We start from the raw sequence: 24,004 nt of genomic DNA, 5'->3' as shown, positions 1-24,004 counted from the left end.
GTTAGTCCCTCCTGAATTTAACTAGTTCGTCCACCTTCACAGCGAGTCCCGTCTGAATCGATTTATTAGCAGCAATACCTGTCAAAATCGAACGGGCACCGTCTACATGATTCGCCGCGCGATTGAACTTATCCTCTACTGGCGTGCCAAAAATATCGTTGAGCAGTACAGGATCGCCGCCGCCATGGCCGCCAATTCCTTCTTCCACTTCCACATTATAAGGAGCGCCAAACATTGGATAAACGATAATGCGCTTGCCTTTCAGCGCGCCCTCTTGCGATTTTTCGCCGCCGGAATTAACATAGGATTGCTCGACAATTTCCATCTCAATCCGGCCCTTCGTGCCGTTGAACGCAATGCGGTAGCCTTCCCATGGCAGATAAGCATTAAGCGAATAAGTCAGAATCGCATTATTTTTGTAGCGTACCATTACGCCCATCGTATCTTCGATGTTAATGCCGTCGCTGAATACGCTTTGGTCGCGGCGGTAGCCGTCTTCATGCTCGGCATCCAAATACATTGCCTTGAGGTTTTCATTGCTGTCCATATGCAGCGCAAACGGATCTTCCTTCGCATTGGGGTGGCCTGTTGCACGGTCGTAAAACTTCGTTTCGCCACGCTCTTCGGCATTTTCCTTACCATAAAACAGCAGATCGCCGAAAGCAAAGACGGTATCCGGCTGCGAGCCGATCCAGAAGTTCACCAAGTCGAAGTGATGCGTCGATTTGTGGACAAGCAGGCCGCCGCTGTTGCGCTTGTCACGGTGCCAGCGACGGAAATAATCCGCGCCATGCTGCGTATTGAGCAGCCATTCAAAATGCACCGAATTGACTTTGCCAATTGTGCCGTTCTCGATCAGCTCTCTGGCTTTCGTATGATGCGGCGCATAGCGGTAGTTGAACGTTACGCGAACATTTTTCCCTGTGCGCTCAACAGCATCAATAATATCTTGGCATTTCTTCTCATCTACGGTCATCGGCTTCTCGGTAATGACGTCGCAGCCAAGCTCCAGCGCCCGAATAATATACGTATGATGCGTGCGGTCTACGCTGGTCACAATAACGGAATCCGGCTTCTCAATCTCGATCATTTCCTCGAATTGCTCTGCTTTATATGTGTTAACGGAATGATAATTATATTTATCGGTTAAACGATGGTTGGCATGGTCAAGTCTCGTTTGGTTCGTATCACAAAATGCAAGCAGCTCCGACGTATCTCTGAAATCGGTTGCAATTGCAGCGTAGAAAAACTCAGCTCTTCCTCCCGTTCCTACCAATACGTACTTTTTCTTTTGTGTCATTGCGGCTCACCCTTTGTCTGATTTTTTTGAAATATAAGAATTTATAAGTTTCACACGTATAAATAGGCTTATATTTCTCGGACTGAAACGCGCCGCGCCGCTAAAGGACGGCGACAGCCGTTTCACCTTGATTGTTTAATACGCTTTCATTTTATCGCATATAAGTGTTATAATTCTCCTCATATAGTGCTTAATTCACGAAATATGCCGCATATTTTGCGTTTTATACGAAAGGAGCTTTAAAGGCTATGATTGAAAAAACGCCCGCTTCCTTTGATTATGGGAATTTAGCGGATTTGTATATTGAATATATGAAGCGCTCCGAGCCCTTCACAATGCCCAATGATCATTTTCATGACTATTATGAAATTTATTATTTGCTCAGCGGCAAACGGATTTATTTCGTCCATGACCGTTCTTATCCGGTGGAGCAGGGCGACTTGATCTTCATTTCCCGCCAAGTCGTTCACAAAACGCTGTACGCAGGCGAAGCCTCTCATGAGCGGGTCATCATCCACTTCGATCACCATTTCCCAGATACCTTCACGCCTGAGCTTCGCGAGCTGCTGCTGTCGCCGTTCGAGCAGCATATTCATGTGCTGCGGCTGCCTCGTCAGGAACAGCTGGTGATGGAGCAGCTCATTCGCAGACTGCTGGAGGAAATTCAGCAATGCCCTCCCGGCTATGAGCTTTATCCGCCAATCGCGGTTACCGAGCTGCTGCTGCATGCGGCCCGTTATTTGCAAAAGCACGAATTCGTCCCTCTCTCCCATGCCACGCCGATGCATGCAAAAATTACCGAAATCGTGCGTTACATTAATCACCACTTCAGCGAAGAGATTAGGCTGAGCGCCATTGCCGAGCAGTTCTATATCAGCTCCTATTATTTAAGCCGCATCTTTAAGGAAATAACCGGCTTCTCCTTCTCCACCTACTTGACGATTACCCGCATCAAAGAAGCCCAGCGCCTGCTGCGCGAGACCGACCAGTCGATTACGGAAATTGCCGCCGCCACCGGCTTCGACAACTTCTCCCACTTCGGCAAAACGTTCAAAAAAGTCACGCGCCTTTCGCCGCGGGATTATCGCAAGCATTTGTAGCCTCTTGAACAGATAAATATGTAATATTTCAGTTGTATAATAGATTGTGTCCTGCAAGAAAGCTACTTGATAAATGGCCTTCTTTCAGGACACTTTTACATGACAAATAATGCTTATTTGACTTACTTAGTGTGCCTTCTTTTAAATTCAATCACTCTACTGTGTATAATGTTTACTTAACTCTTCTTTTATATTGAAAGTGTTCTCTGGTCTCCCATATTTACAGAGCAGTTCAGCAGCTTTTACAAATGTATAAGTCCAAGATTCACCCTTACTATGGGTAAGCTGTTTTAATGTATTTGCATAGCATGTACTATGCATGTAGGCTAATTCAAGCTGTTCTTTTCTGAAATCGCCAGTCCTTAAGAACAATTTCAGTTCTACTTCCGAACTAATTTCTCCTATTTTTTCCACAGCTTCCTCTATTACTTCTACTGGTAAAATGGATAGTAACGATGCATAATTGTAAAATGCGAAACTATAATCTTCAAGGGGATCGGTCATTTTCATTCTAACGATCTTCCATATCCCGTTTTTACTTACCCAATCACTTACCATAGCCCGAATGTTTTGAATATCATTTTCCTCACTGAACGCCCACAAATTGAATGCACTTTTAACGTCATCGTCTGAATATTCGAGCAGCACCGATAGGTCCATATGAGCAAAAATATATTTTTGAGCCCACTCACCCTTTTTTATACCATTATTATTTAATTGTGCTGCAATCAACAAACCATCTTTGTAGTTTGATAAAATAGACGTAACTTTTTCATTATCACTATCTTCTTTTATCAATGCTTTAAACATTTCATTTATAAAAATTGTCATCTGCCTATTAAATTTCGTGAGATCTTGATGCTGATCAAGAACAAATTTTAATATTTTCATGTTTTTCTCGACCTGCTCTGGAGCTATATCCAGCCACAATTGATGAAAAAACTCTTCCCGATTCAAATCAGTTACTAGCTCCCCGTATACCGTTCCCCCCTCGTCATCGCTGTCCAAAATCGCAGTATAAAATTTCTGAAGCTGCTCGTTGGACACCTTTAAAGAAGGTACAGCATATTGAAAATAAGTATCGAAATGCACAGAAGAGCAAATTAGTTTATTTTTGTTCGACAAAAATTTATTTACACTTGAATTCCCGAGAGCGGGAAATAACTTGTTTAATAAGGAAATATAAGACGGAAATTGTATGTATAGCTTCTCACGTTGCTCTTTGAGAACGACTTCATCTTTTTGCTCACCTAGGAATACGCTTGAGTTTTTATAAATGAACGCAAATAATTCAGGATTATCAATCTTAATCGCTAATAAGGTTAGAAGATCCTTCGGGTTCGTTTCTTTTTTTAACATGGGCATATGAACCATCGCGATATTCGCAACCCTCTCCATATTCCTTGGCGTGAACTGAAAGTGATTAGCAATTCCCCCTAAAAAATCGATGTAATCATTTTCAACTTCAATTGTATAATCGTTTATTATTTTCATCATTGACGTTTGAAAAGCTTTAATCATCAGGTAGGAATCAACTCTTGGCAGGTAAAGCGGCACATGAATAAACTTTGAAATATATTCAAGCCCTACCTTTTCCTCATAGTCTTTAGAATAGAGCTGGGATAACGATTTCGCTACGTGCTTCTCATCCATAGCAAGAACATAGGTGATATTAGGAAAATCAGCTATAAGCCGTACTAATTTAAAGATGATTTGAATCTCCTTATTATCTAGACGATCTATATCATCTATGAAAACCACCATAGGCATTCGAGCCGCTTTCAGCAAATCAATAATATGTTCCCTCATGCCTTGAGCATCTTCAAAATCTTTGGAAAGTTCAGGATTGCTCATATAATCTTTAAAATTCACAATAAACCCCGGTGGTCTTATGCTGATCGTTGTCAAAAATTTCAAATACTTTTTTAACCCATAAATAAGCTTTTGCTGGGAATTAGATTGACGATTTTCCAGATGCGATATTAACAGCTTTAAAAACTCAGGAATGATATTATTTTGATCCTTCCCCATATACCAAGGATGGAAACGAATAATCTTCTCTTTACTAATATGCTGCTTTTCAATCAAATCAATAATAGAGGATTTTCCTGACCCCCATGGCCCATATAGCCCAATAGTCAAAGCATGATCCGTAGGAATAGCCATACGATCTATGAGGATCGCTGCCAAATCTTTCGCAAACTTCTCACGACCCAAGCTGTCAGTTCCACCAATGCCTAATGAAGGACTAGAATGAAATTGGTACTTCTGTGCTTTATCTGCAGCATCAGTCTCGGGCTCATCTTTTTTGGCAAGCAGCTTTTTGATCGTCAAAATGATTGCATATAAAGAAATGGCTATTACATTCACATCATATAGATCAGACCAAACTCCCCCGGAAAATAGTCTGTTCTGATCATTAAATCCATAATCCAAGATGATTGAGATTAACACTGCCGGCAGCAGTTTCCGACGTATAGTTTTGAATAAAAATAGCCTGACATGCTGCTTAAATTCAAAATAAACAATGGCTAACCAAATGGCTCCATACATAATGACAACAAGCTGGATAACGTGATTTGTTGGGGTGGTATTTAATATGGGCTTAAACGCTAAGCGGATGCATAAGAGGACCGCATATGATATCGATGTGCTAAACAAAATAAAGAAACCAAGTTTAGAAAGGTTAGTTTTTCCTTTTCCAAAATAATCTTTTAATCTTTTGACCACACTAACTTCTTCTTTCATTTCCTCATATACCCCTCTCATATAACTTCCTTAATCATACAAATGTTATTTTTCTAAAGCAACGATCCTTACATAAAATAAAAACATTCCGTTTCTAGGATGTATTTTTAGGCATAATTATTGCAGGTTATCAACGAAAAAATTTACGTCGCAATCTTATACACACAAAGTCACTTAATTAGACTAATAAATTTGAAATCTCTATGATAAATTTACTGTGATGTCTCAATTTTGTATACTAGGTTGGGAGAAGTGATGAGATGATTAAAATTGGTAAAATTAGCTACTGGCATGTACATGCTTGGGATTATACGAAGGAAGCGCAGGCGCATCCGGGTACAGAAATTACAGCGGTATGGGATGAGCTTCCAGAGCGCGGCCAAGCGGCGGCTGACAAGCTAGGCGTTCCCTTCTACAGCAACTTGGACGAGATGCTCGCAAGCGACATTGATGCAGTAATCGTAGACGCTCCGTCCAACATCCACCGTGACGTTATCATTGCGGCGGCTCGCGCTGGCAAGCATATTTTTACGGAGAAGGTTATCGCTCCTACGCTTAAAGAAGTGAATGAAGTCATTGAAGCAGTATCCGCAAACAATGTGAAGCTTACCGTTTCCCTGCCAAGGCTGAATGCTGGCTACACGCTGGCGATTCAGGACATTTTGGCGCAAGGGCTGCTGGGCAAGGTTACGCTTGTCCGTGTTAGATTGTCGCATGATGGCGCTACGAAAAACTGGCTGCCTGAGCATTTTTACAATTTGGAGCAATGCGGCGGCGGCGCCTTGATCGATCTGGGCTGCCACCCGATGTATTTGACTCGCTTGTTCCTCGGTGAGCAGCCTGTTGAAGCATCTGCCCAATACGGCTATGTAACAGGAAAAGAAGTAGAAGACAACGCTGTTGTACTGCTAAAAACAGCATCCGGCGCTGTCGGTATCGTTGAAGCAGGCTTCGTCAACGCTTTTTCGCCTTTCACCATTGAAATCCATGGCACGCAAGGCACATTGATGTACGGCACACCAGATGACCGCCTGCTGCTGCGCACGAACTTGAACGGAGAAGACGCTGCGAAGGAGTGGCAGGAGCAGACGCTGCCAGACTCACGCCCAGGCGCTTTCAACCAATTTGCCGATCATATTGTGAACAATACAAAAGCTGAGGAAAATGTACAGCTTGCTGTTGAATTAACGAAGCTGGTTGAAGCGGCGAACCGCTCCGTGCGTGAAGGAAAATCGATTCGTATCGATGAGTTGGCGCAATAATAGACTACTGGATTATTTTTCAACAAAAACGGCTTGAAGGGAGGTTTGGCGCGATTGCAACCTTTTCCATATGAAGTGATGCGTGAGCGCCAGGATGCGCTTGAGAGGCTTGATCTTCGCATCCGCTGGGGCTATTACGATATTCATGTGCTGCGTTTTCACCTGACCCAGTTTCTTCCCGGCAAAATCGTCAACTTTCACAAGCATGCCGAGTTCGAGTTTCATTTTATACCGCAGGGCAAGGGGACCGTTATTCTGGTCGATATGCCGTATGCGCTGAACGAAGGCATGTTTTATTTGACTGGACCTGATGTGCTGCATTATCAGGAGGCAAGCCCGGATGACATTATGGATGAGCTGTGCCTGCATGTCGATATTATCGATCGCAGATTGCAGCCCGGCCCTTCCCCTGTTACGGAAGCGGATGATTGGGAAATTGCCGAGGCCGATGATTGCATCAGCAAGCTTCGCACGCTGCCGCTGTTTCCGGCCGATGATGTGCATCAGGCTATGCCTCTGTTTCTGGAAGCTTATGAAGCTTGCTCGCGGCATTATACGGGCAGCTATACGACAATTAGACAAAATGTCATTCAAATATTGCTTCGCGCAGTGCGCGCTTATGACACGGTGAAGGAGCCGGAGCAGGCCCACTTACCCACCCGGGATATGAAGGCTTACCGCTATCGTCTCGCGATGGAATATATACAGGCTAACTACTCTGGCGAGGTCACGCTTGAGGACGTGGCCGACAAGCTGAATTTAAGCTCGCGGCATATTCAGCGGGTGTTCAAGGAGGCCGGGGACGGCCAGTCCTTCAGTGCCACACTCGAAAACATGCGCCTCAAGGCGGTATGCCATGCGCTTGCCGAAAGCACGCAGTCGATTGAAAAAATCGCCCAGCAAACGGGTTTTGCCAATGCCAACTATTTGCATGCGGTATTTCGCAAACGTTTTGATATGACCCCTTCTGAATACCGCGCGCAGCAGATGACCATCATGTAGTAAAGGATGATACTCCCCATGTCCAAGACGCTAAAAATCGGAATTATCGGCAGCGGCGGCATCGCAGGCGCCCATGCCAGAGCGTATAAGCAAATGCTTGGCGTAGAAGTTGCCGCTGTCGCGGATATTATTCCCGGCCGCGCCGGGCAATTTATCGAGCACTGGGAACTGCCCCATGCGGCGGCCTATGAGGACTACCGTCAGCTGCTCGACACGGAGCTAGATGGCGTCAGCATTTGCACGCCAAATGTGGCCCATTTTCAAACGACGGTTGATGCGCTAAATGCAGGCAAGCATGTTATGCTGGAAAAACCGATGTCGGTCACGCTTGAAGAAGCGGTGACGATGGCGGAGACAGCGCTCAAAACGGGCAATATGCTCAACATCGGCTTCCAGCCGCGCTATGACCCGAATATGGCGATCATTCGCGACCTTATCTCGTCCGGCGAGCTGGGCAAAGTGTATTATGTAGAAACGGGAGGCGGACGCCGCCGCGGCATGCCAGGCGGAACCTTTATCCGCAAGGATATTGCCGGAGCTGGCGCGATGGCCGACATCGGCTGCTATTCGCTCGACATGGCGATGAATGCGCTCGGCTATCCGAAGCCGCTGACGGTATCGGCGTTTACGTCTAACCATTTTGGCACGAACCCGCTGTACCATAAGGAAGCGGATAAGTTTGACGTCGAGGATTTCGGCGTGGCAATGATTCGTTTCGAAGGCGATATTGTGCTTAATTTCAAAATCTCTTGGGCGATGCATATGGACTCGCTCGGCGCTGCCCTCTTTCTCGGTACTAATGCCGGACTCAAGGTTACGCCTTCCGGCTCCGGCCCTTGGAGCGGCGTATTCGATGGCAGTGTAGGCTCCATCACGATGTTCCATGATGTACAAGGACATCATACAGAAAGCCCGATTCCGGTTATTCAGCACCAAACGGATTTATTCCATGCCAAGGTGTGGGATTTTGCCGAAGCGGTGCGCGACGGAAGACCGGCTCCTATCCCGGGCAGCCAAATCGTGCGCAATCAAGCCGTTATTGATGGCATTATCCGTTCTGCTCAGACGAAAAAGGAAGTCGATATCTTTTTGCCTTCCCCGTTTGCGTAAAAGGCTATTTAAAGGCAGCTCCGCTGCGTAAAAGATTTGGTTTTCGATCGCTGTTGCTTCTCAAATCCAAACCTTTCACTCCGGTCGCCTTTTAAAGACTTTTAAAACAATTGCTGAAGTGCTTCAAATTCAAACCAAAATTCAAGGAGGATTTTATTATGTCTAAAACTCATCGTATTGCGATTATCGGCTGCGGCGGTATCGCGGGTGGCAAGCATTTGCCAAGCCTTAGCACCATTAAAAGCGTGCAAATCGTCGCTTTCTGCGACATTGAAGAGCATCGCGCACAGGAGGCTGCCGCGAAGTATGGTGCGGAAGGCGCTCGCGTATACACCGACTACACTGAGCTGTTGAAGGACGAAACCATTGAAATCGTTCACGTCTGTACGCCAAATGATTCCCATGCCGTCATCGCAATCGCTGCGCTGGAAGCTGGCAAGCATGTTATGTGCGAGAAGCCAATGGCGAAAACAGCAGCAGATGCGAAGCTTATGATGGAAACCGCTCGCCGTACTGGCAAAAAATTGACGATCGGCTACAATAACCGTTTCCGTCCAGACAGCCAGCAGCTGAAGAAAATTTGTGAAAATGGCGAGCTGGGCGAAGTGTATTACGCGAAAGCACATGCGATCCGTCGCCGCGCTGTACCAACATGGGGCGTATTCCTTGATGAAGAAAAACAAGGCGGCGGCCCGCTAATCGATATCGGTACTCACGCGCTGGATTTGACGCTGTGGATGATGGACAACTACAAGCCGAAGGTTGTGCTTGGAACGGCATACCACAAGCTGTCGCAGCGTGAAAATGCAGCCAACGCTTGGGGCCCTTGGGACCCTGCCAAGTTTACCGTTGAAGATTCCGCTTTCGGCATGATCGTCATGGAAAACGGCGCGACGATTTCCCTTGAGTCCAGCTGGGCGCTGAACACACTGGATATTGACGAAGCAAAATGCTCGCTGTCCGGTACAGAAGGCGGAGCAGACATGAAAGGCGGACTGCGAATCAATGGCGAAAATCACAGCCGTCTTTACACGACCGACATTGAGCTGAAATCCGGAGGCGTCGCTTTCTTTGACGGTGCAGATTCCGGCCGCGACTCCGATTTGGAAATGAGAATGTGGCTGAAAGCGATTGAAGACGACACTGATCCGGTTGTAACGCCAGAGCAAGCCTATGTCGTGTCGCAAATTTTGGAAGCCATTTATGAGTCCGCTCGCACAGGAAAAGCCGTTTATTTGTAATAGCTAGCTGCTTCATAAAGCCAAATCTATAAAAAAAGCCTGCTCCTATCCGAACGCGGAAGGAGCAGGCTTTTTTTCACTAAACAATTACAGTTCTGCTCATCGATCATGTTATTATAGAACTATACTCCGTTTTCAAGGAGGAGCGAGCTCAAGCTTTTTATCGGCGTTTTATGTACGCTTGCAGGGCTTGGGGCCATCATTGCTTATTTGCTTTAGGGGATATTTGCTAAACAAGCATACAAATTTAACCGATCCGAAGGAAGCTTAGCAGCTCGGAGAGGTAGCAGATAGGGGAATTCCGTTGCAGGGCTACCAGGAAAAAAGAGATCTCGAACGCACCGCTGTCCGCATTTTCATTAATCTCTACAACCATAATTATGAGAGCAAGCTCCGGCTCCTCTATCAGCGCGAACGACCGGATGCCGTGCTTCAGCATCGGAACCATCACATGATCGGCGTTGAAATTACCCACCTGTTCTATGACTCCGAAGAAGCGAAAAGGCTGCTGGGCCGCTCCCAATCGCGCAATCTCAATCAAGAGGTTGTCGAAATGCTGATCGCCGAGTTGAACAAGCGTATCCAGACGAAGGAAATGAAAATAAACAATTACGCGACTGCTTATCCGATCGCGTTAATTATTCGAAATGCTTCCCCCGCCTTCGGCATGTCCGACATTTTGCGTGCCAAGGAGCTCATTTATAAGCCGCAAGGCCGCTTTACCCATGTATGGTTTTTATCTCGCGATGGATCAGACGAGTGGTTGATGAAGGATTTGCAGCAGCTGTAGGCCTAAGCCTTAGAGCTGTCCTGCCCTTACACTCACATTCATAGCCGCGCCAATTTTACTATAGGCATAAATCGACCAATCCCCGCTAATGCCATCAGCCTCTAATTGTTCAAAGGTATGCGTAATTTGCTCGCCTTTGCGGATAGGCTTAGCCGTCACAGTCTCTTCTTCATTCCGTTTAATATTCAAATAAATCGTAGAGTCCCCTTTGTTTTCTACGGAAATGCTCAAAACCTTGCCGTCCGCCGGCATCGTTGTAAGCGACCCCGTATAGGCGCTTTGACCACTCTGATTAGTTAGGGCAATCAGTTCTTTTTTGTAAGATATTGCGCTTGCCGCCTGATCCATACTCTCCGTCATTTGAATGCTTGCTGCTGTCGAGGCTGCATTTGCTTTTGCAGTTGCAGTTGTAGTTGGTACGGGATCAGCAGGATCAGCAACTTGCTCTGGCGCATTGCGATTGCCAAAGCCAAAAAAAGCAATCAGGATAATAAGTACAGCTATACTGAAAAGACTCAACGTTTTATTTTTCATATCATCGTAATCCTCCAAACATATATTAAAAAAACTACGCCCCTCTTACGACCGTCACACCTCGATCTGCTCATACAACTGCCGCGAGAGCGCAGAGGGTTGAATGTTCAGCTCAGCCAGCTGCTCCTTTAGTTTGCGATAGACGCGATGCACTTGATGGTGCTCGCCCATGAACAAATAGGCGTGCATCGCACAGCGATAAGCTTCTTCTTCATACGGCGATTGAATAATTGCGCGCTCCGCAGCCTCAGCTGCCTTTTTCCCATTTTTTTGAGTGAGATATTGGGATGAAAGCTTAAGCAGCCACTCCATTGAAAAATGCTCCAGCCGCTGATGCCATTCTACAGCCCAATCATATTCCTCTTGGGCAAGCAGCTCTTGCCCATACATCTGCAACGTCTGCTCCATCTGCGCAATAGATGTCTCTGCAGGAGGCTGCAGCTCTAAAGAAGCGGATATAAAAGCAAATACATCCGCCTTAATCCTTTTCATATCCAGACGATATTGCTCGTTTTTATAGCTGACCATCTGTTCAATGCCGATTTGCCGCAAGCCTTTCCGCAGCAGGCTGACACAGGTGTGCAAATAGATTTTAGCTTTCTCGTACGGTTCGTCAGCCCAGAGGCTTGCAATGATGCGATCACGGTGAACGCCCGACGTCATATGACCATGCAGCAGCAAATAAGCAAACAGTTCTTTCTCCTTGGCCGTCCGCCACGTCAGCTGCATGCCGTTTGCAGATTGGACATGAAATACACCGAGCATATGTACGATGAGTTCTTCCTTGCAGCCAGCTTCCAGATCAAGTGCAGCGGATTGCCCCCTCACGCCCTTGTCCCTTGTCAGTCGGTCAATGGTTCGGGACAAACGCTCCATTTCAATCGGCTTCAGCAAATAATCAATCGCCTCATGCTCAAAAGCCGCTACAGCGTAATGATCGTAAGCTGTTGTAAAAACAATAGCTGCATCGGGATCAGCCTCATTTATGTAGGCGGCCAGCTCCAAGCCGCTCATTTCCGGCATTTCTATATCCAGAAACCAAATATGCGGCCGCTTGTGCCGCAGCGCTTCCAGCGCCTCAAACCCGTTGATGTATCGTCCCGCGACGGTCACTTTCTCGGTGCGAGCAAGAAAAATTCCCAAAATGTTTAACGCATGAAGCTCATCATCTACCAAATACGCCTGCAGCACCGCGATACTCCTCTCCTTCAACTACTGGAATGGGAACAAGATCGTTACCTTTGTACCTGCTCCTGGCTCACTGGTAATGGAAGGCTCTTGTCCACTCAGATGCTTCAGCCGCCGCTGTACATTTTGCAACCCGATGCCCTGCCCTCCAGCCCTTTTATTCAATAAGGCTTGTGCCTGCTGCTGTGGCATGCCAACGCCATCGTCCTCGACTACAACCTGCACCATGTCCTCAAGCCTTCGAATCGACAGGCGAACGGTTCCCCCGCTAATTTTTTTGGACACCCCATGGCGAATCGCATTTTCCACCAGCGGCTCAATGAGAAGCGGCATAATTTTGCAGGAATGGAGCGTGTCATCTACATTAAATTCCACTTGAAGCCGGCTGCCAAATCGCTCCCGTTCAATTTCTACATAAGCCCGGACAAGCTCCATTTCTTTGCTGAGCGGAATCGTTTCCTCTGAATTATCCAGATGAAAAAGAATGCGCAAATAACGGCTGAAGCTGCCCAGCAGCTCGCCTGCTCTCGGACCATCTGTAAAGCATAATGACATAATCGTGCCCAAGGCATTATACAAAAAATGCGGCTTGATCTGCGATCGCAGAAACGCCATTTCATTGCCCGCTGCTTCCTTGACCAGCCGTTTCATCCCAAGCAGCGTATGTACACGTACGAGAATTTCTCCCGCATCAAGCGGGCGCGTAATAAAATCATTTCCACCCGCTCTCAGACATGCTTCAACATCTGCGGGTGTGCCGCGCATATTAATAAATAATACCGGAAGCTCGGCTTGGGTAAAATCATTTCGAATTCGTTTGCACAGCACATAGCCTGTTGCAGGCGGAAGCAGCGCATCCACAATAACCAAATCTGGCTGCCGCTGCCGCTCCAGAAGCTTTTGCGCCTCCGTATCGGAGCCCGCGAACATCATCTGAAAGCCTTCTGTAGAAAGCAATGTACTCAAATGCTCCATATCTGCGAGATCTGCGGTAGCAATAAGTATCACTGCCGAAGCTCCACCATGGCTGCGTTCCCCATGCCATTCATGTTTGGCTCGGGCAGCGGCAACCTCTGAAAGGGCTTTCCCATCTACTATTTTTGCAGATTTCAGTTCGATTTGAATGTATTCCTCCGCATCATGAATGAGAAGCGTCCCACCCATTAAGCGGATAAGCTCTGAGGCAAAAGACAATCCTGCTGCCGCAACACTGCTTGACTTCTTTGCAGAAAAACCCTCCTCCATCCTATCGCCTATTGGCTCCGCTAAGCGAGGCTTGTACCTTAGAATGATTCGCACGTTTTCATCCTGCTTTAAACACTCGAATATAAGCTCCCTATGGCTCCGCCGGCCAATCATGTGATAAACGATGCTGTATAGCACCTGCTGCACCCTGCTCTCGTCGGCCATAATATAGCGGGCTTCGGGCTCGATTTTCCGCATGAGGACGATCCCTTTTCCATTAGCTAGAAAGCCAAGCACCTCAACAACGACTGAGATGGAGGACACCAGATCAACCGTGCCCATTGCCACCTTCATGCTGCCATCTTTAAAGCGCGACATGTCGATCAAATCATTTACGTGATTCGACATTCGGTGGGCTGTATTGCGTATGAGCTGCAGCTTCTCACGTATGCCAATCTCGTCCGTCTGACGCAGCGGCGACCCCAGAAGCGATTTCGATAAATGAAGGATGCTGTGCAGCGGCGAGTTCAACTCATGGGAGGTTAGCAGTAAAAACTCATCCTTAGCCTTATCTGCCAGCTGTAATTGATGAGTAAGCTGTTGCATGGAATCATAAGCGCTGACATATTGATAAACGATCAGCATGGCAAAAGCACCGAGAAGCAGCAGAGTCGCTCCATTGAGCAAAATTTGGCTTATCGGGTTCCATACCACTACGATCGCCAGTGCGCTGTTGATAAGCATCATCCATACGCATGTAATAAGCAATTGAAACTGCGCTTTGCTGATGCTCCCATATTCGCCCCGCACATACTGGGACAGGAGCATGACAGAGGCCGCTACATAGGTAAACAGAATAACTAAATAAATACTGTCTTGAGCATACGAATAAATGTGAAACGGCAGTAGCACAATCAAAGTCACATATAGAGCTAATAAAGCACTTGCAGCCTGCAGCCATCTCCGAATCATTAGCCGTGCTGCAATTCGCGATACAATAACAAATACAATAGCAGGTACGCTATACACCGCGATATACTTCAGCTTGAAGGCAGCCTCAAAGGGCATTTCCGGAAAAAACTGCAGCAGCAGCCGCTCCCCATTTGTAAATACAATGAGTGCGAAACCAATAAAGAACAGCCCATACAGCAATTGAAGCCCATCTCGATGCAGACGAAAGTACAAATAAAAAAACAAAAGCCCCAAAATCAGGACAATGCCTATCGTTAATAACTCAAGCCCAGACTGCAGGGTCGTTCTCGCTTCGATACGCTGACTAAGGCCCAGATCAATGGCACCGTTAATACCGCCGCTATGAAAATCGAAATTAGCCACTTGCAGCACAATTTCAATCTCCGTACCCTCCGAGTGAAAATACACCGTATAAGGCACATTGCGCGGTTGGTAGGTTTCAACAGAACTCCCTGGCTGGCCAGATCGCCCGAGCAGCTGTCCATTGACATACATCGCATCGGAAAAACGAACATAACGTTTGGCTATCGCCAGCGGCTCATTCGGCGGCACATTTCGCACAAGCAGCCGGTACGTTCCATAGCCTTTCCCAGTCATTAAATCACCATTATTATGCTGCGCTTCGTTCCAGTTGCCTGGCACATGAATGATAACGGGCCTCGCCTTTGCTTGCCTAATTTCCTCTGGCGACAACAGCTGATTCGGATAAAACGCCCACTCCCCATCCAAGGAAACGACTCGCTTATCCAGCCATTCCACGCTAGGCAAAGTTAAAATGCCCTGCTTCGCCGTGAGCGTCTCGCGGCCGCCTATCATTTGCTGCAATAAAACGAGCGCGAGGAGCAGCGTCATGATGCCAAGTCCCAGTAGAAAGCGATCTGTTCTGATGTGGCGCACCTCAGCCCCCCTTGCTTGCGATAATCGTTTATTTTTACGGTCATAGGTTAACTTCATAGCGTTCGTATCTATTTAAGGCTGTGCTTCCTTTATTTTCTCATTCTCGAATTGCCCTGTCTATCCTTTAAAACATCCGCCGCCGCTGATTACAGCTTGCACAACGATGAAATCCCGCCTGCCCCTGAGTTGGTGAGGACAAAAGGCGTGGAGAACAGACTCCTAAAACATAGATGCCGCCTGAAAAGCTTCAAACGCCCAATTGAAATCTCAAGTTATCAAGTTCTCTACAATTTCGCCATTACACCTCCAATATAATAAATCCCTCTTAACAATCACTTAAAACTCGCGTGAAAACTTGAAAAAGGGAAGCTGAACATCCTAACTAAAACTAAATATTTGACTAGGATGTGTATGCAAACCAGAGTTGGCCTGCTGCTGCTTGCTTAGTGTTTACTTAATGCTTACTTCTTGCTTATTCAAGACAAACCTCGTATACCGAGTTAAGGCTGGGGACAGCCGGATAGGTGCGTTGCTGAGATTACTATTACTGAAACCACTGTGGCTGAGACACCGCAGTTCGGGAACGCTCCCTTTTTTTGGCGGACTGAGGTTCCGCTATTCTGGCTTTTGCTCCGATTTCAGACCGTAAGCGGACAGGAAATCCGTTATCGTCCTCATTATCCCGTCAAATTGGCTGTTGGCAGCGCATTAGCTGCTCCTGAGTCCGCGGACTGTGCCATAACCCGTGATTTTGTTGAAATAGCGGCTGCTGTGTCCGCCAAGTCCATCATTGGGCAGGGAGTATACCGGATTCGGTTGCGATACTGCAGCGGGAATGCGTTTGACGCTAAAATCAATCAGCATCTGGCTCGCTTACGTTCACATACACGCCCTAATCACATAAAAAAACGATGGAGCAAACGGCAGCACGCCGTTTAACTCCATCGCTTTAATGGTGATCCTATTTAGCTGGATGTCTCCATACCTGTGCTAAATCACTTTCATTTACTAGTCTCTCTTGCCTTATAAGCTAGCTTTCCCGCGAAAATATTTCTTCACAACCTCATACGCCAGCTTTGGCCTGCGATAGCGGTCCACAATGCCTTTGCTGTTCTGCGTACCAGCGCGGGCGAGTAGCCAGCCCGTGCCCTCGGTTACCCGGCAATCGCAAAACTGCCAGATGAACATGCCGGACATGTACTCCCGAGAGGTGTACGCCTGCAAATTCGCTTCTATAATATCCGCCTGGCGCTCCTCCGTGCCGCGTACCCGGTTCGGGTCGCGCAAGCCATAATGGCCGTCTCCGCCGAACTCGCTCATAATCATCGGCTTGCCCGCACCGCCTGCGGCATCGGCCCAGCCTCGCGCCGCATCGCACAGCTCGCCTGGATCTTCATCGCCGTACCAGCCCGGATACAAATTACATGACACAATGTCCGCCAGGTCAAAGCAAATTTCCTTCTCGCGGTGATGGGAGGCAAACGTTAGCGGCCTGCTGCTGTCCATGGCCCGAATTTGCTCCAGCTGCCGTTTGTAGTGAATGCGTCCTTCCTCCAAGTCGCTGGCGCATTCATTCAGAATTGCCCAAATGACAATCGAGGGATGATTATAATGCTGCTCCACCATCTCTCGATTAACCTGCTCGCACTGCCAAATAAAATTTGGATTGCGCATTTGCTCAATCGACAAGCCGCGGGCATGATTTTCTTCCCATACGAGCACGCCGTGCTCATCGCATAAATCGAGGAACCGCTCATCATTCGGATAATGGCTCGTACGCACCGCATTAGCGCCCATATCCAGCATCAACTGCAAATCCTGTGCCATGAGCGGCAGCGGGAATGATGACCCCGTCAGCGGATGATCCTCATGGCGATTAAATCCTTGAAGTACGATATCCTCGCCGTTCAGCTGAATGCGTCCACGCTCCGTCGTAACCGTACGGAAGCCGACGCGTTCCACCAAATCATCGACAGGAGCCGTTTGCCCTTCAATTTGCAGCAAAACCTGCAGCAAATACAAAGCCGGATTTTCCTGCGACCAAGACTGCACCTGATCAATGCTGAAAACGCCGCCTACTGTGACCGTCTCTCCCGGCTGCAAGCTTACACTGCCAAGCTCCAGCGTCTGCCCTGCAATCGTTGCCGTCAGCTTAGCAGTCAGCTGCACCTGCGTATGCTTCTTCGATAGCGCCGGATAACGGATGCAAGCGCGAATGTCTGCCTGCCAGCTGCCAGCACTTTGCTGCTCTGCTTCCGATTCGGATTCTATTTCCATTTCCATTTCTATATCTGATCCTATTTCTGATCCTATCTTTGTTTTTGTTTCTGTTTTTGCATTTACCCCTTTCAATGGGGTAAATGATAGGCGCTCAACAAACAGCTCCTGAATTTCCTCCAGCATGACAGGACGAATAATTCCGCCGTATGTATAATAATCGTTTGGAACGTGGAGCGACGACGCTTCGCTAAAAGAATTATCCACGAGCACGGCAAGCTCATGTGTGCCCGCTTCAACATCGCGAATGACGGCATCGAATGCCGTATACGCATTATAATGGCGGGCAACCGGCTTCCCGTCAAAAAACACATTAGCTGTATGGCTGACGCCTTTAAAAACAAGGCGAAGCGACGTCCTTTTTTCCACGGTCACCTTCGTGCGGTAAACGCCTCTGCCACTGTATGTCAGCAGCTCCGGATGGGTTTCCCAGCAGCCCGGAACGGCTAGCTTATATCGATATTCCAATGCTTCCAGCTGAATTTCCCCATCCGGCACCGTAACAAAATCCCACATACCGCCGAGCTCTCTTACTTTTCGAATCGTATTGGTCTGAAATAATCTGGACATGCTTTGCCTCCCCAATATGGCTTTAACGCCCCTATTGTAAACGCTACTATTTTATCACTATTTCCGTTTTTTGCAAGGTGCCTCATTAACAGAAAAAGCAGTCTCCCTCTCCAAAAAACGGTCGTTTAATAGGCGTGCTTGCTTTAACTAGGGGACTAGCTAACGTGCTATTTTCTAAAACGCTAAGCTGCCATTCAGCGGAGCTTCAGCTTCTGTTCAGCTTTCTAGCCGATACGTAAATCGTGGGCCTGCCGGCAGTGATAATGATAAAGGAGAATGGAATATGTCTGTATCCATTAATACGTATTATAAAAATTCGTTGCAGCAGCCATCGTTGCTTGATCAATCCAGCACAGCAGCCAAGCAATCCCAGCTTCAAAGCGATGATAAAAAGAAATCAGCCGACTCCCTGCAGCTCAGCCAAGAAATGCTGGGTTATATGAGCGGTTATCAGCAGCAATATGCCCGTACAACAGAAATATACAGCCCAGACTCCAGCGTAAGCGAGTTAACGACTGAACAGAAAAAATCCATTCTGGTCCATTTGCAGCGGCAGTTGCATGCATCTCTTGCCTTCCAACAGGGCGATGATGGTTCGACACTCGGGACGGATACAGACGGCGGCCCATTAGGATTGCTGAATGATGTGCTGTCCGGCATCGACCTGTCCACAGCTGCCGATGAGGAAATTACGAATTTGTTCGACGAAATGAAGCAAACCATGAATGCTAATAAGCCGGCTCCTCCACAGGGGCCTCCGCCTGCCCCTTCTGAGGAAGCTTTTTCAGTCAAAGTGCTGACGACCGAGCAAATCCGCTCCTTGCTGACGGATTTACAAACTCAGCTTGGGAATATCGATCTAACTGATAAGAATGAGGAAGACGAAATTAGCAATGATCATACGGATAGTACGTTGCTTACCGCTATTAAAAATGCCGTGTCTGAAGTGGATATATCTAGCGCTACGGATGAGGAGATTTTGAATCTGCTTGATACGATTACGGAACTATTGGAAAGCAATCGCCCAGAGCCGCCACCGCTTCCAGACAGGTCTGAGTTAATTGAGCAAGCTGCAAGTGAAAGCACGAAAGCAAGCGTTGGATTGCCTCCCATGCTTAGAGCGCTGAGCGGTGTGCTGCCTCCCTTTGCATGGCAAATAGCTGCTGATGCGGATGTAGATTTGGATGCCGATGAATGGTCAGGCGATTCTACTACGGAGATTGATCTTCGTGCGGATTATAGAAAGCAATTGATCCAAGACCTCCAAACCCAGCTAAGCAAGTTCAGCTCATAATAAATGAATCAGGCATAAGCCTGCATTGAACGGCAAGGCCCACACATGCTTAACCAAATGATCCTCTAGTGAACGGAAGTCATACCGGGGATCGTTAAAACAATGAGTGTAAATAGCAAATACACGAGTCCCCGTACAGTGAACACTTCTAAAATGTCCAGCATGAGGGTACTCGTGTATGATACAAATACATTTACTATTCTTTCATCCTATCAACTGCTCATAAGTGCGGTTTTAAGCTTCGCTTAGCGCCTTTGCGGCATAGCGATTTTCAGGAATCGGCAGCTCCAAATTGCCGCGCAGCGTATCATGCTCATACTCCGTCCGGTAGATGCCCCGCTCCTGCAAAATCGGCACGACTAGATCAACGAAGTCATCCAGCCCTTTAGGCACGGAGGAATGGATAATGAAGCCATCGGCGCCCTCTTCCTCATGCCAGCGCTGAATTAAATCAGCGATTTTCTCCGGCGTACCGATAAAGTCGGTGCGCGGCGTTGCTGCGCTGAGCGCGACCTGACGCAGCGTCAAGCCCTGCTCCCGAGCTTTGCTCTTGATTTTGTCCGTGCCGCTGCGGAAGCTGTTGCTGCCGAGATCGCCAATGTCCGGGAACGGCTCATCGAGCGGAAATTGCGAGAAGTCGAAATGCTCGAAAAACCGGCCCAAAAATTGCAGCGCCTTATCAATCGATACGAGACTAGCAAGCTCCTCGTATTTGCGGTCTGCTTCTTCCTGTGTACGTCCGATAATCGGAGAAATGCCAGGGAAAATGCCAATTTCATCGGCCGACCGACCGTACGCTGCCGCTCTAGTTTTCACATCGAGATAAAAGGCTTTCGCTTCCTCCAACGATTCATGCCCCGTAAATACCGCATCGGCGCTTTTCGCTGCCAAATTGCGTCCATCCTCCGAGGACCCCGCTTGAAATACAACCGGATGGCCCTGCTTCGAGCGGGCGATATTAAGCGGCCCCTGCACGGAGAAAAACTCGCCTTTATGATTCAGACGATGCAGCTTCTCCGGATCAAAAAACACGCCCGACTCCTTATTCCGCACAAAAGCATCATCTTCCCACGAATCCCAGAGGCCGCGTGTTACCTCCAAATATTCCTCGGCAATGCGGTAGCGCTGCGGATGCGTCGGATGATCAGCTTTGCTGTAGTTTTTCGCCGAGCCTTCAAGCGGAGAGGTTACGACATTCCAGCCGCCGCGCCCGCCGCTAATATGATCGAGCGAAGCAAACTGCCGCGCTACGGTGAACGGCTCGCTATAGGACGTCGACAGTGTGCCGACCAAGCCAATCTTAGACGTGACCGCTGCGAGCGCGGAAAGGATCGTCAGCGGCTCAAAGCGATTCAAGAAATGAGGCAGCGAATGCTCGGTAATATAGAGTCCATCGGCAATAAATACAAGATCGAACTTGCCTGCTTCCGCCTTCTGTGCCTGCTGCTTGTAAAATTCAAAATTAACGCTGGCATCCGTCACCGCATCCTTATGTCTCCAAGCCCCAACATGACCGCCAACCCCATGTACAATCGCACCTAATTTGATTTTTTTCCGCTTAGCCATAACCGATTCCTCCTCCGGATTTTTATGAAGACAATAATGCCGTTTCCTGAAGCTGCAGCTTGTAGCATTTCACCAAAACATCGCCATTGTACATTTCCTTGTCCGTGGCACGTTCAAAGCCAAGCTTCTCATAAAGCTTGATCGCCGATGCCATTAAATCAGAGGTGTGCAAATGCAGCGTGGAAGCTCCTAGTGCGAGCGAGCGGCGAATGCTTTCCTTGATCAGCTCAGTCGCAACGCCAAGCCCGCGGGCCTCCGGCGCTACCCCAAGCAAGCGGATAATCGGCGACTCAATTTCCAGCTCTGGACGCCCATAGGCGATAGCCGAAGAAGTGAACAGCAGCACGCTGCCGACGATTTCCCCATTAACCTCCGCAATAATGCGCGCCTGAGGACCTTCCTTATCAACCGATTCAATAATAGACGCCTTATAATCTAGCCAGCGATCTGGTGACATAACAGCCTCGTACTGCGAATAAGCAGCTACGACGATACGCAAAATCGCCTCGCGGTCTTCCGCTACCGCATCCCGAACTTCCACTTTGATTTTCGCCACACTATACACACCTTTCGCATGATTTTTATCGGAATTATAGGTTAAAAAAGAGCTTTGACCGCTACATCTATAAGGCGACGTCTACTCGCTCCTGAGTTATTCCGTACGTTTATTGTTCATTCGCTGCGCCGAACGATTCCAAATAACGGCTTGCGAGATTGGCAAAATAAGCAGCAGTCAGCGGCAGCGCCTGCTCATCAATATCGAAGGCCGGATGATGCCATTCCTGCGGGCCCGCTGTTCCCATGAAAAAAAACAATCCCGGCACTTGCTTCTGATAATAGGCAAAGTCCTCGCCCGCAGAAGACGGAAGCGGCTCTACGACATTCAGCAGCGAATCGTGAGCTGCTGCGATTGCGGCTTCTACTAAAGCAGCGTCATTTTGAACCGCTGGCGGCCCTTTAATCCAGCGTACCGCCGCAGTTGCGCCGAACGCAGCCGCTACATTTTCCGCCACCTGCTTGAAGCGCTCCAGCACATGCTGCCTCACCTGCTCGTCAAAGGTGCGAATCGTCCCGTCGAAGACGGCCTTTTCCGCTATGACATTCCAGGCAGTGCCGCTTTGAATGCGCGTCACGCTAATGACCGCGCTGAGCAGCGGGCTGACATTTCGGCTGACGATCGATTGCAGCGCCGTCACAATATGCGCCGCCGTCACAATTGGATCGATGCTTGCCTCTGGCACAGCGGCATGGCTGCCCTTGCCTGTCACCTCAACAACAAAGCCATCGGCTGCTGCCATTATCGGTCCCGGCTTAATCCCAACCGTCCCGACGGGCAGATCCGGCTTATTATGAATCCCATAAATCGCCCCCACACCTTCAAGCGCGCCGCTTGCAATGACCGCCTGCGCGCCCGTCGCCTTTTCCTCAGATGGTTGAAAAATAAGGCGCACCGTTCCCGCCAGCGTCTCCTCGCGCTGCTTCAGCAGCAAGGCTGCACCGATGAGAGAAGCGGTATGATAATCATGCCCGCAAGCATGCATTTTCCCTGCGGCCTGTGAAGCATAAGACAGCCCTGTCTCCTCTTGAATCGGCAGCGCATCAATATCAGCCCGCAAAGCAAGTACAGGCCCGCTGTGTTTGCCGCCTACTTCGGCAACTACACCCGTTTTCAGTCCATAATCGACGATGCGAATGCCCGCTTCCGTGAGCCATTGTTGAATCGCCTTCGTTGTAGCAAACTCTTCATTTGATAATTCGGGATGCTGGTGCAGCTGGCGCCGTATTTCAATTAGCTTTGCGCCTAGCTGCTGCGTCCTCTCAGCCGCCTGTGTATCTGCCATGCTAAAGTCCTCCCTTCGGCCTTGCGCTTTTACTCCAGCCTATTCATGCTGCCTGCCCTGCTATTCAACTTTCACAGTAACTGCTCTAATTCATAAAGTGTCTAGCTTTCTACAGCAAGCTCAGCGAATGCCTCAGATAACAGCTCATAGGAACGAATTCTAGCTTCAAAATCCTTCACCGCTGTCGTGACGATAAATTCATTAACGTGATGCTTCTGCTGCCATTCCAGCAGCCGCCTCCGAACGGTCTCCTTCGAGCCTTTCGTAATTTCCGCTTCCTTCACTTCAACGGTATAGGTCTGGCCCGATTGCCTGCCGAATTCTTCCGCCTGTTCGACGGTTCCGACCGTCAGCGTCTTGCCGTTTTCCAAATGAATTTTGACGTTTTTATGGTCAGAGGCCAGATGCGCCGCTTCCTCATCGGTATTTGCAGCAATGAGCGACAACGCCAAAATCGCCTGCGGCTGCTTGCCTTTATCCGAGCGGAACTCCGCATGATAGGCAGTTAGCGCCTCTTCCGCAACAGCCGCATCGCTATTAATAAATTGGGCAAACACATACGGATAACCCGCTTCCGCTGCCAGCTTCGCACTAGCCACACTGGCGCCAAGCACGAAAATCTCGGCCGGCTGCTCAGGCACAGGAGAAGCCTGAAGGCCAGCAAGCGCATGATCCGCAGGCAGCGTATTTTGCACAAAATGCTCTAATTCCACCAGCTTATCCTGCAAGGACTGCTCCTGTGAAATGCCTTTCTGCAAAGCCTGCGTGGAACGGGGCAGCCCGCCTGGCGCCCGGCCAATGCCCAAATCTACGCGCCCTGGAGCGAGTGTCGCCAGCAAATTAAAGTTTTCCGCTACTTTATAAGGGCTATAATGCTGCAGCATTATCCCGCCTGAGCCGATGCGGATACTTTCTGTTTGAGCAAGCAAAAACGAGATCAGCACCTCAGGCGAGGAGCCTGCAACTTGCGCCGAATCATGATGCTCGGATACCCAGAAGCGGTTATAGCCGAGCTGCTCCGCCTTTTTCACCAGTGTAAGTGTATTTTGAAAAGCCTCTGCCGGGGTGCTGCCTGGAAAAACAGGGCTTTGGTCTAAAATGCTAAGCTTAATCGCCATTTTCATTCT

Annotated in this window: 17 protein-coding genes; 7 read left to right on the top strand and 10 right to left on the bottom strand. The window is 48.3% G+C overall.

Annotation, left to right across the window (positions count from 1 at the left end):
* Window position 1 precedes the first annotated feature (1 nt).
* Window positions 2-1,300 carry a Gfo/Idh/MocA family oxidoreductase gene (locus AC6B99_RS08055; RefSeq protein WP_056043293.1) on the bottom strand — a complete coding sequence of 433 codons (1,299 nt, stop codon included), beginning with the start codon at window positions 1,298-1,300 and terminating at the stop codon, window positions 2-4.
* 248 nt (window positions 1,301-1,548) lie between these two features.
* On the opposite strand from AC6B99_RS08055, the gene AC6B99_RS08050 reads away from it, so the two are divergent.
* On the top strand, window positions 1,549-2,400 hold the full coding sequence (locus AC6B99_RS08050; RefSeq protein WP_056043291.1) for an AraC family transcriptional regulator: 852 nt from the start codon (window positions 1,549-1,551) through the stop codon (window positions 2,398-2,400).
* Window positions 2,401-2,556: 156 nt separating this feature from the next.
* Here the strand turns inward: AC6B99_RS08050 and AC6B99_RS08045 are convergent, their stop codons facing one another.
* A complete protein-coding gene (locus AC6B99_RS08045) occupies window positions 2,557-5,148 on the bottom strand; it encodes a KAP family P-loop NTPase fold protein (protein WP_162241955.1) in 2,592 nt (863 codons plus the stop codon).
* Window positions 5,149-5,408: 260 nt separating this feature from the next.
* On the opposite strand from AC6B99_RS08045, the gene AC6B99_RS08040 reads away from it, so the two are divergent.
* The 5 genes from AC6B99_RS08040 (at window position 5,409) to AC6B99_RS08020 (ending at window position 10,553) form a co-directional block, all read left to right on the top strand.
* Window positions 5,409-6,410: a Gfo/Idh/MocA family protein gene (locus AC6B99_RS08040; RefSeq protein WP_056043285.1), complete on the top strand. Its 1,002-nt coding sequence runs from the start codon at window positions 5,409-5,411 to the stop codon at window positions 6,408-6,410.
* Window positions 6,411-6,464: 54 nt separating this feature from the next.
* Window positions 6,465-7,412 carry an AraC family transcriptional regulator gene (locus AC6B99_RS08035; protein WP_235533348.1) on the top strand — a complete coding sequence of 316 codons (948 nt, stop codon included), beginning with the start codon at window positions 6,465-6,467 and terminating at the stop codon, window positions 7,410-7,412.
* A gap of 18 nt (window positions 7,413-7,430) precedes the next feature.
* Entirely contained in the window at window positions 7,431-8,522 is a 1,092-nt protein-coding gene (locus AC6B99_RS08030; protein WP_056043283.1) for a Gfo/Idh/MocA family protein, read from the top strand.
* A 158-nt stretch (window positions 8,523-8,680) separates the two neighbouring features.
* Entirely contained in the window at window positions 8,681-9,763 is a 1,083-nt protein-coding gene (locus tag AC6B99_RS08025) for a Gfo/Idh/MocA family protein (RefSeq protein WP_056043280.1), read from the top strand.
* A 304-nt stretch (window positions 9,764-10,067) separates the two neighbouring features.
* A complete protein-coding gene (locus tag AC6B99_RS08020) occupies window positions 10,068-10,553 on the top strand; it encodes a hypothetical protein (RefSeq protein WP_056043277.1) in 486 nt (161 codons plus the stop codon).
* Between the two features lie 9 nt (window positions 10,554-10,562).
* On the opposite strand, the gene AC6B99_RS08015 is transcribed toward AC6B99_RS08020, so the two are convergent.
* The 4 genes from AC6B99_RS08015 to AC6B99_RS08000 all read right to left on the bottom strand — a co-directional run bounded on the left by AC6B99_RS08015 (window position 10,563) and on the right by AC6B99_RS08000 (window position 18,176).
* A complete protein-coding gene (locus tag AC6B99_RS08015) occupies window positions 10,563-11,087 on the bottom strand; it encodes a hypothetical protein (RefSeq protein WP_496663153.1) in 525 nt (174 codons plus the stop codon).
* Window positions 11,088-11,141: 54 nt separating this feature from the next.
* Window positions 11,142-12,278: a response regulator gene (locus AC6B99_RS08010; RefSeq protein WP_496663152.1), complete on the bottom strand. Its 1,137-nt coding sequence runs from the start codon at window positions 12,276-12,278 to the stop codon at window positions 11,142-11,144.
* A 21-nt stretch (window positions 12,279-12,299) separates the two neighbouring features.
* Window positions 12,300-15,329 carry a hybrid sensor histidine kinase/response regulator gene (locus tag AC6B99_RS08005; protein ID WP_496663151.1) on the bottom strand — a complete coding sequence of 1,010 codons (3,030 nt, stop codon included), beginning with the start codon at window positions 15,327-15,329 and terminating at the stop codon, window positions 12,300-12,302.
* A gap of 1,023 nt (window positions 15,330-16,352) precedes the next feature.
* The gene (locus AC6B99_RS08000) at window positions 16,353-18,176 is read right to left on the bottom strand and encodes a glycoside hydrolase family 2 protein (protein WP_056043268.1); all 1,824 of its coding nucleotides are present in this window, start codon (window positions 18,174-18,176) and stop codon (window positions 16,353-16,355) included.
* Between the two features lie 283 nt (window positions 18,177-18,459).
* Here AC6B99_RS08000 and AC6B99_RS07995 point away from each other — a divergent pair, with 283 nt between their 5' ends.
* Window positions 18,460-19,470: a hypothetical protein gene (locus AC6B99_RS07995; protein ID WP_496663150.1), complete on the top strand. Its 1,011-nt coding sequence runs from the start codon at window positions 18,460-18,462 to the stop codon at window positions 19,468-19,470.
* Window positions 19,471-19,704: 234 nt separating this feature from the next.
* On the opposite strand, the gene AC6B99_RS07990 is transcribed toward AC6B99_RS07995, so the two are convergent.
* The 4 genes from AC6B99_RS07990 to AC6B99_RS07975 all read right to left on the bottom strand — a co-directional run bounded on the left by AC6B99_RS07990 (window position 19,705) and on the right by AC6B99_RS07975 (window position 23,995).
* Complete coding sequence (locus AC6B99_RS07990) at window positions 19,705-21,036, bottom strand: LLM class flavin-dependent oxidoreductase (RefSeq protein WP_496663149.1); 1,332 nt, start codon at window positions 21,034-21,036, stop codon at window positions 19,705-19,707.
* A gap of 22 nt (window positions 21,037-21,058) precedes the next feature.
* Entirely contained in the window at window positions 21,059-21,592 is a 534-nt protein-coding gene (locus AC6B99_RS07985) for a GNAT family N-acetyltransferase (protein WP_496663148.1), read from the bottom strand.
* Between the two features lie 109 nt (window positions 21,593-21,701).
* Window positions 21,702-22,877, bottom strand: a complete 1,176-nt coding sequence (locus AC6B99_RS07980; protein WP_496663147.1) for an amidohydrolase — start codon at window positions 22,875-22,877, stop codon at window positions 21,702-21,704.
* A 101-nt stretch (window positions 22,878-22,978) separates the two neighbouring features.
* The gene (locus AC6B99_RS07975) at window positions 22,979-23,995 is read right to left on the bottom strand and encodes an LLM class flavin-dependent oxidoreductase (protein WP_056043258.1); all 1,017 of its coding nucleotides are present in this window, start codon (window positions 23,993-23,995) and stop codon (window positions 22,979-22,981) included.
* Window positions 23,996-24,004: the final 9 nt, after the last annotated feature.

The sequence above is a fragment of the Paenibacillus liaoningensis genome (genome assembly GCF_059609455.1).
The sequence above is the reverse complement of the archived record's forward strand: the minus strand, read 5'-3'. Positions and strand labels throughout refer to the sequence as shown.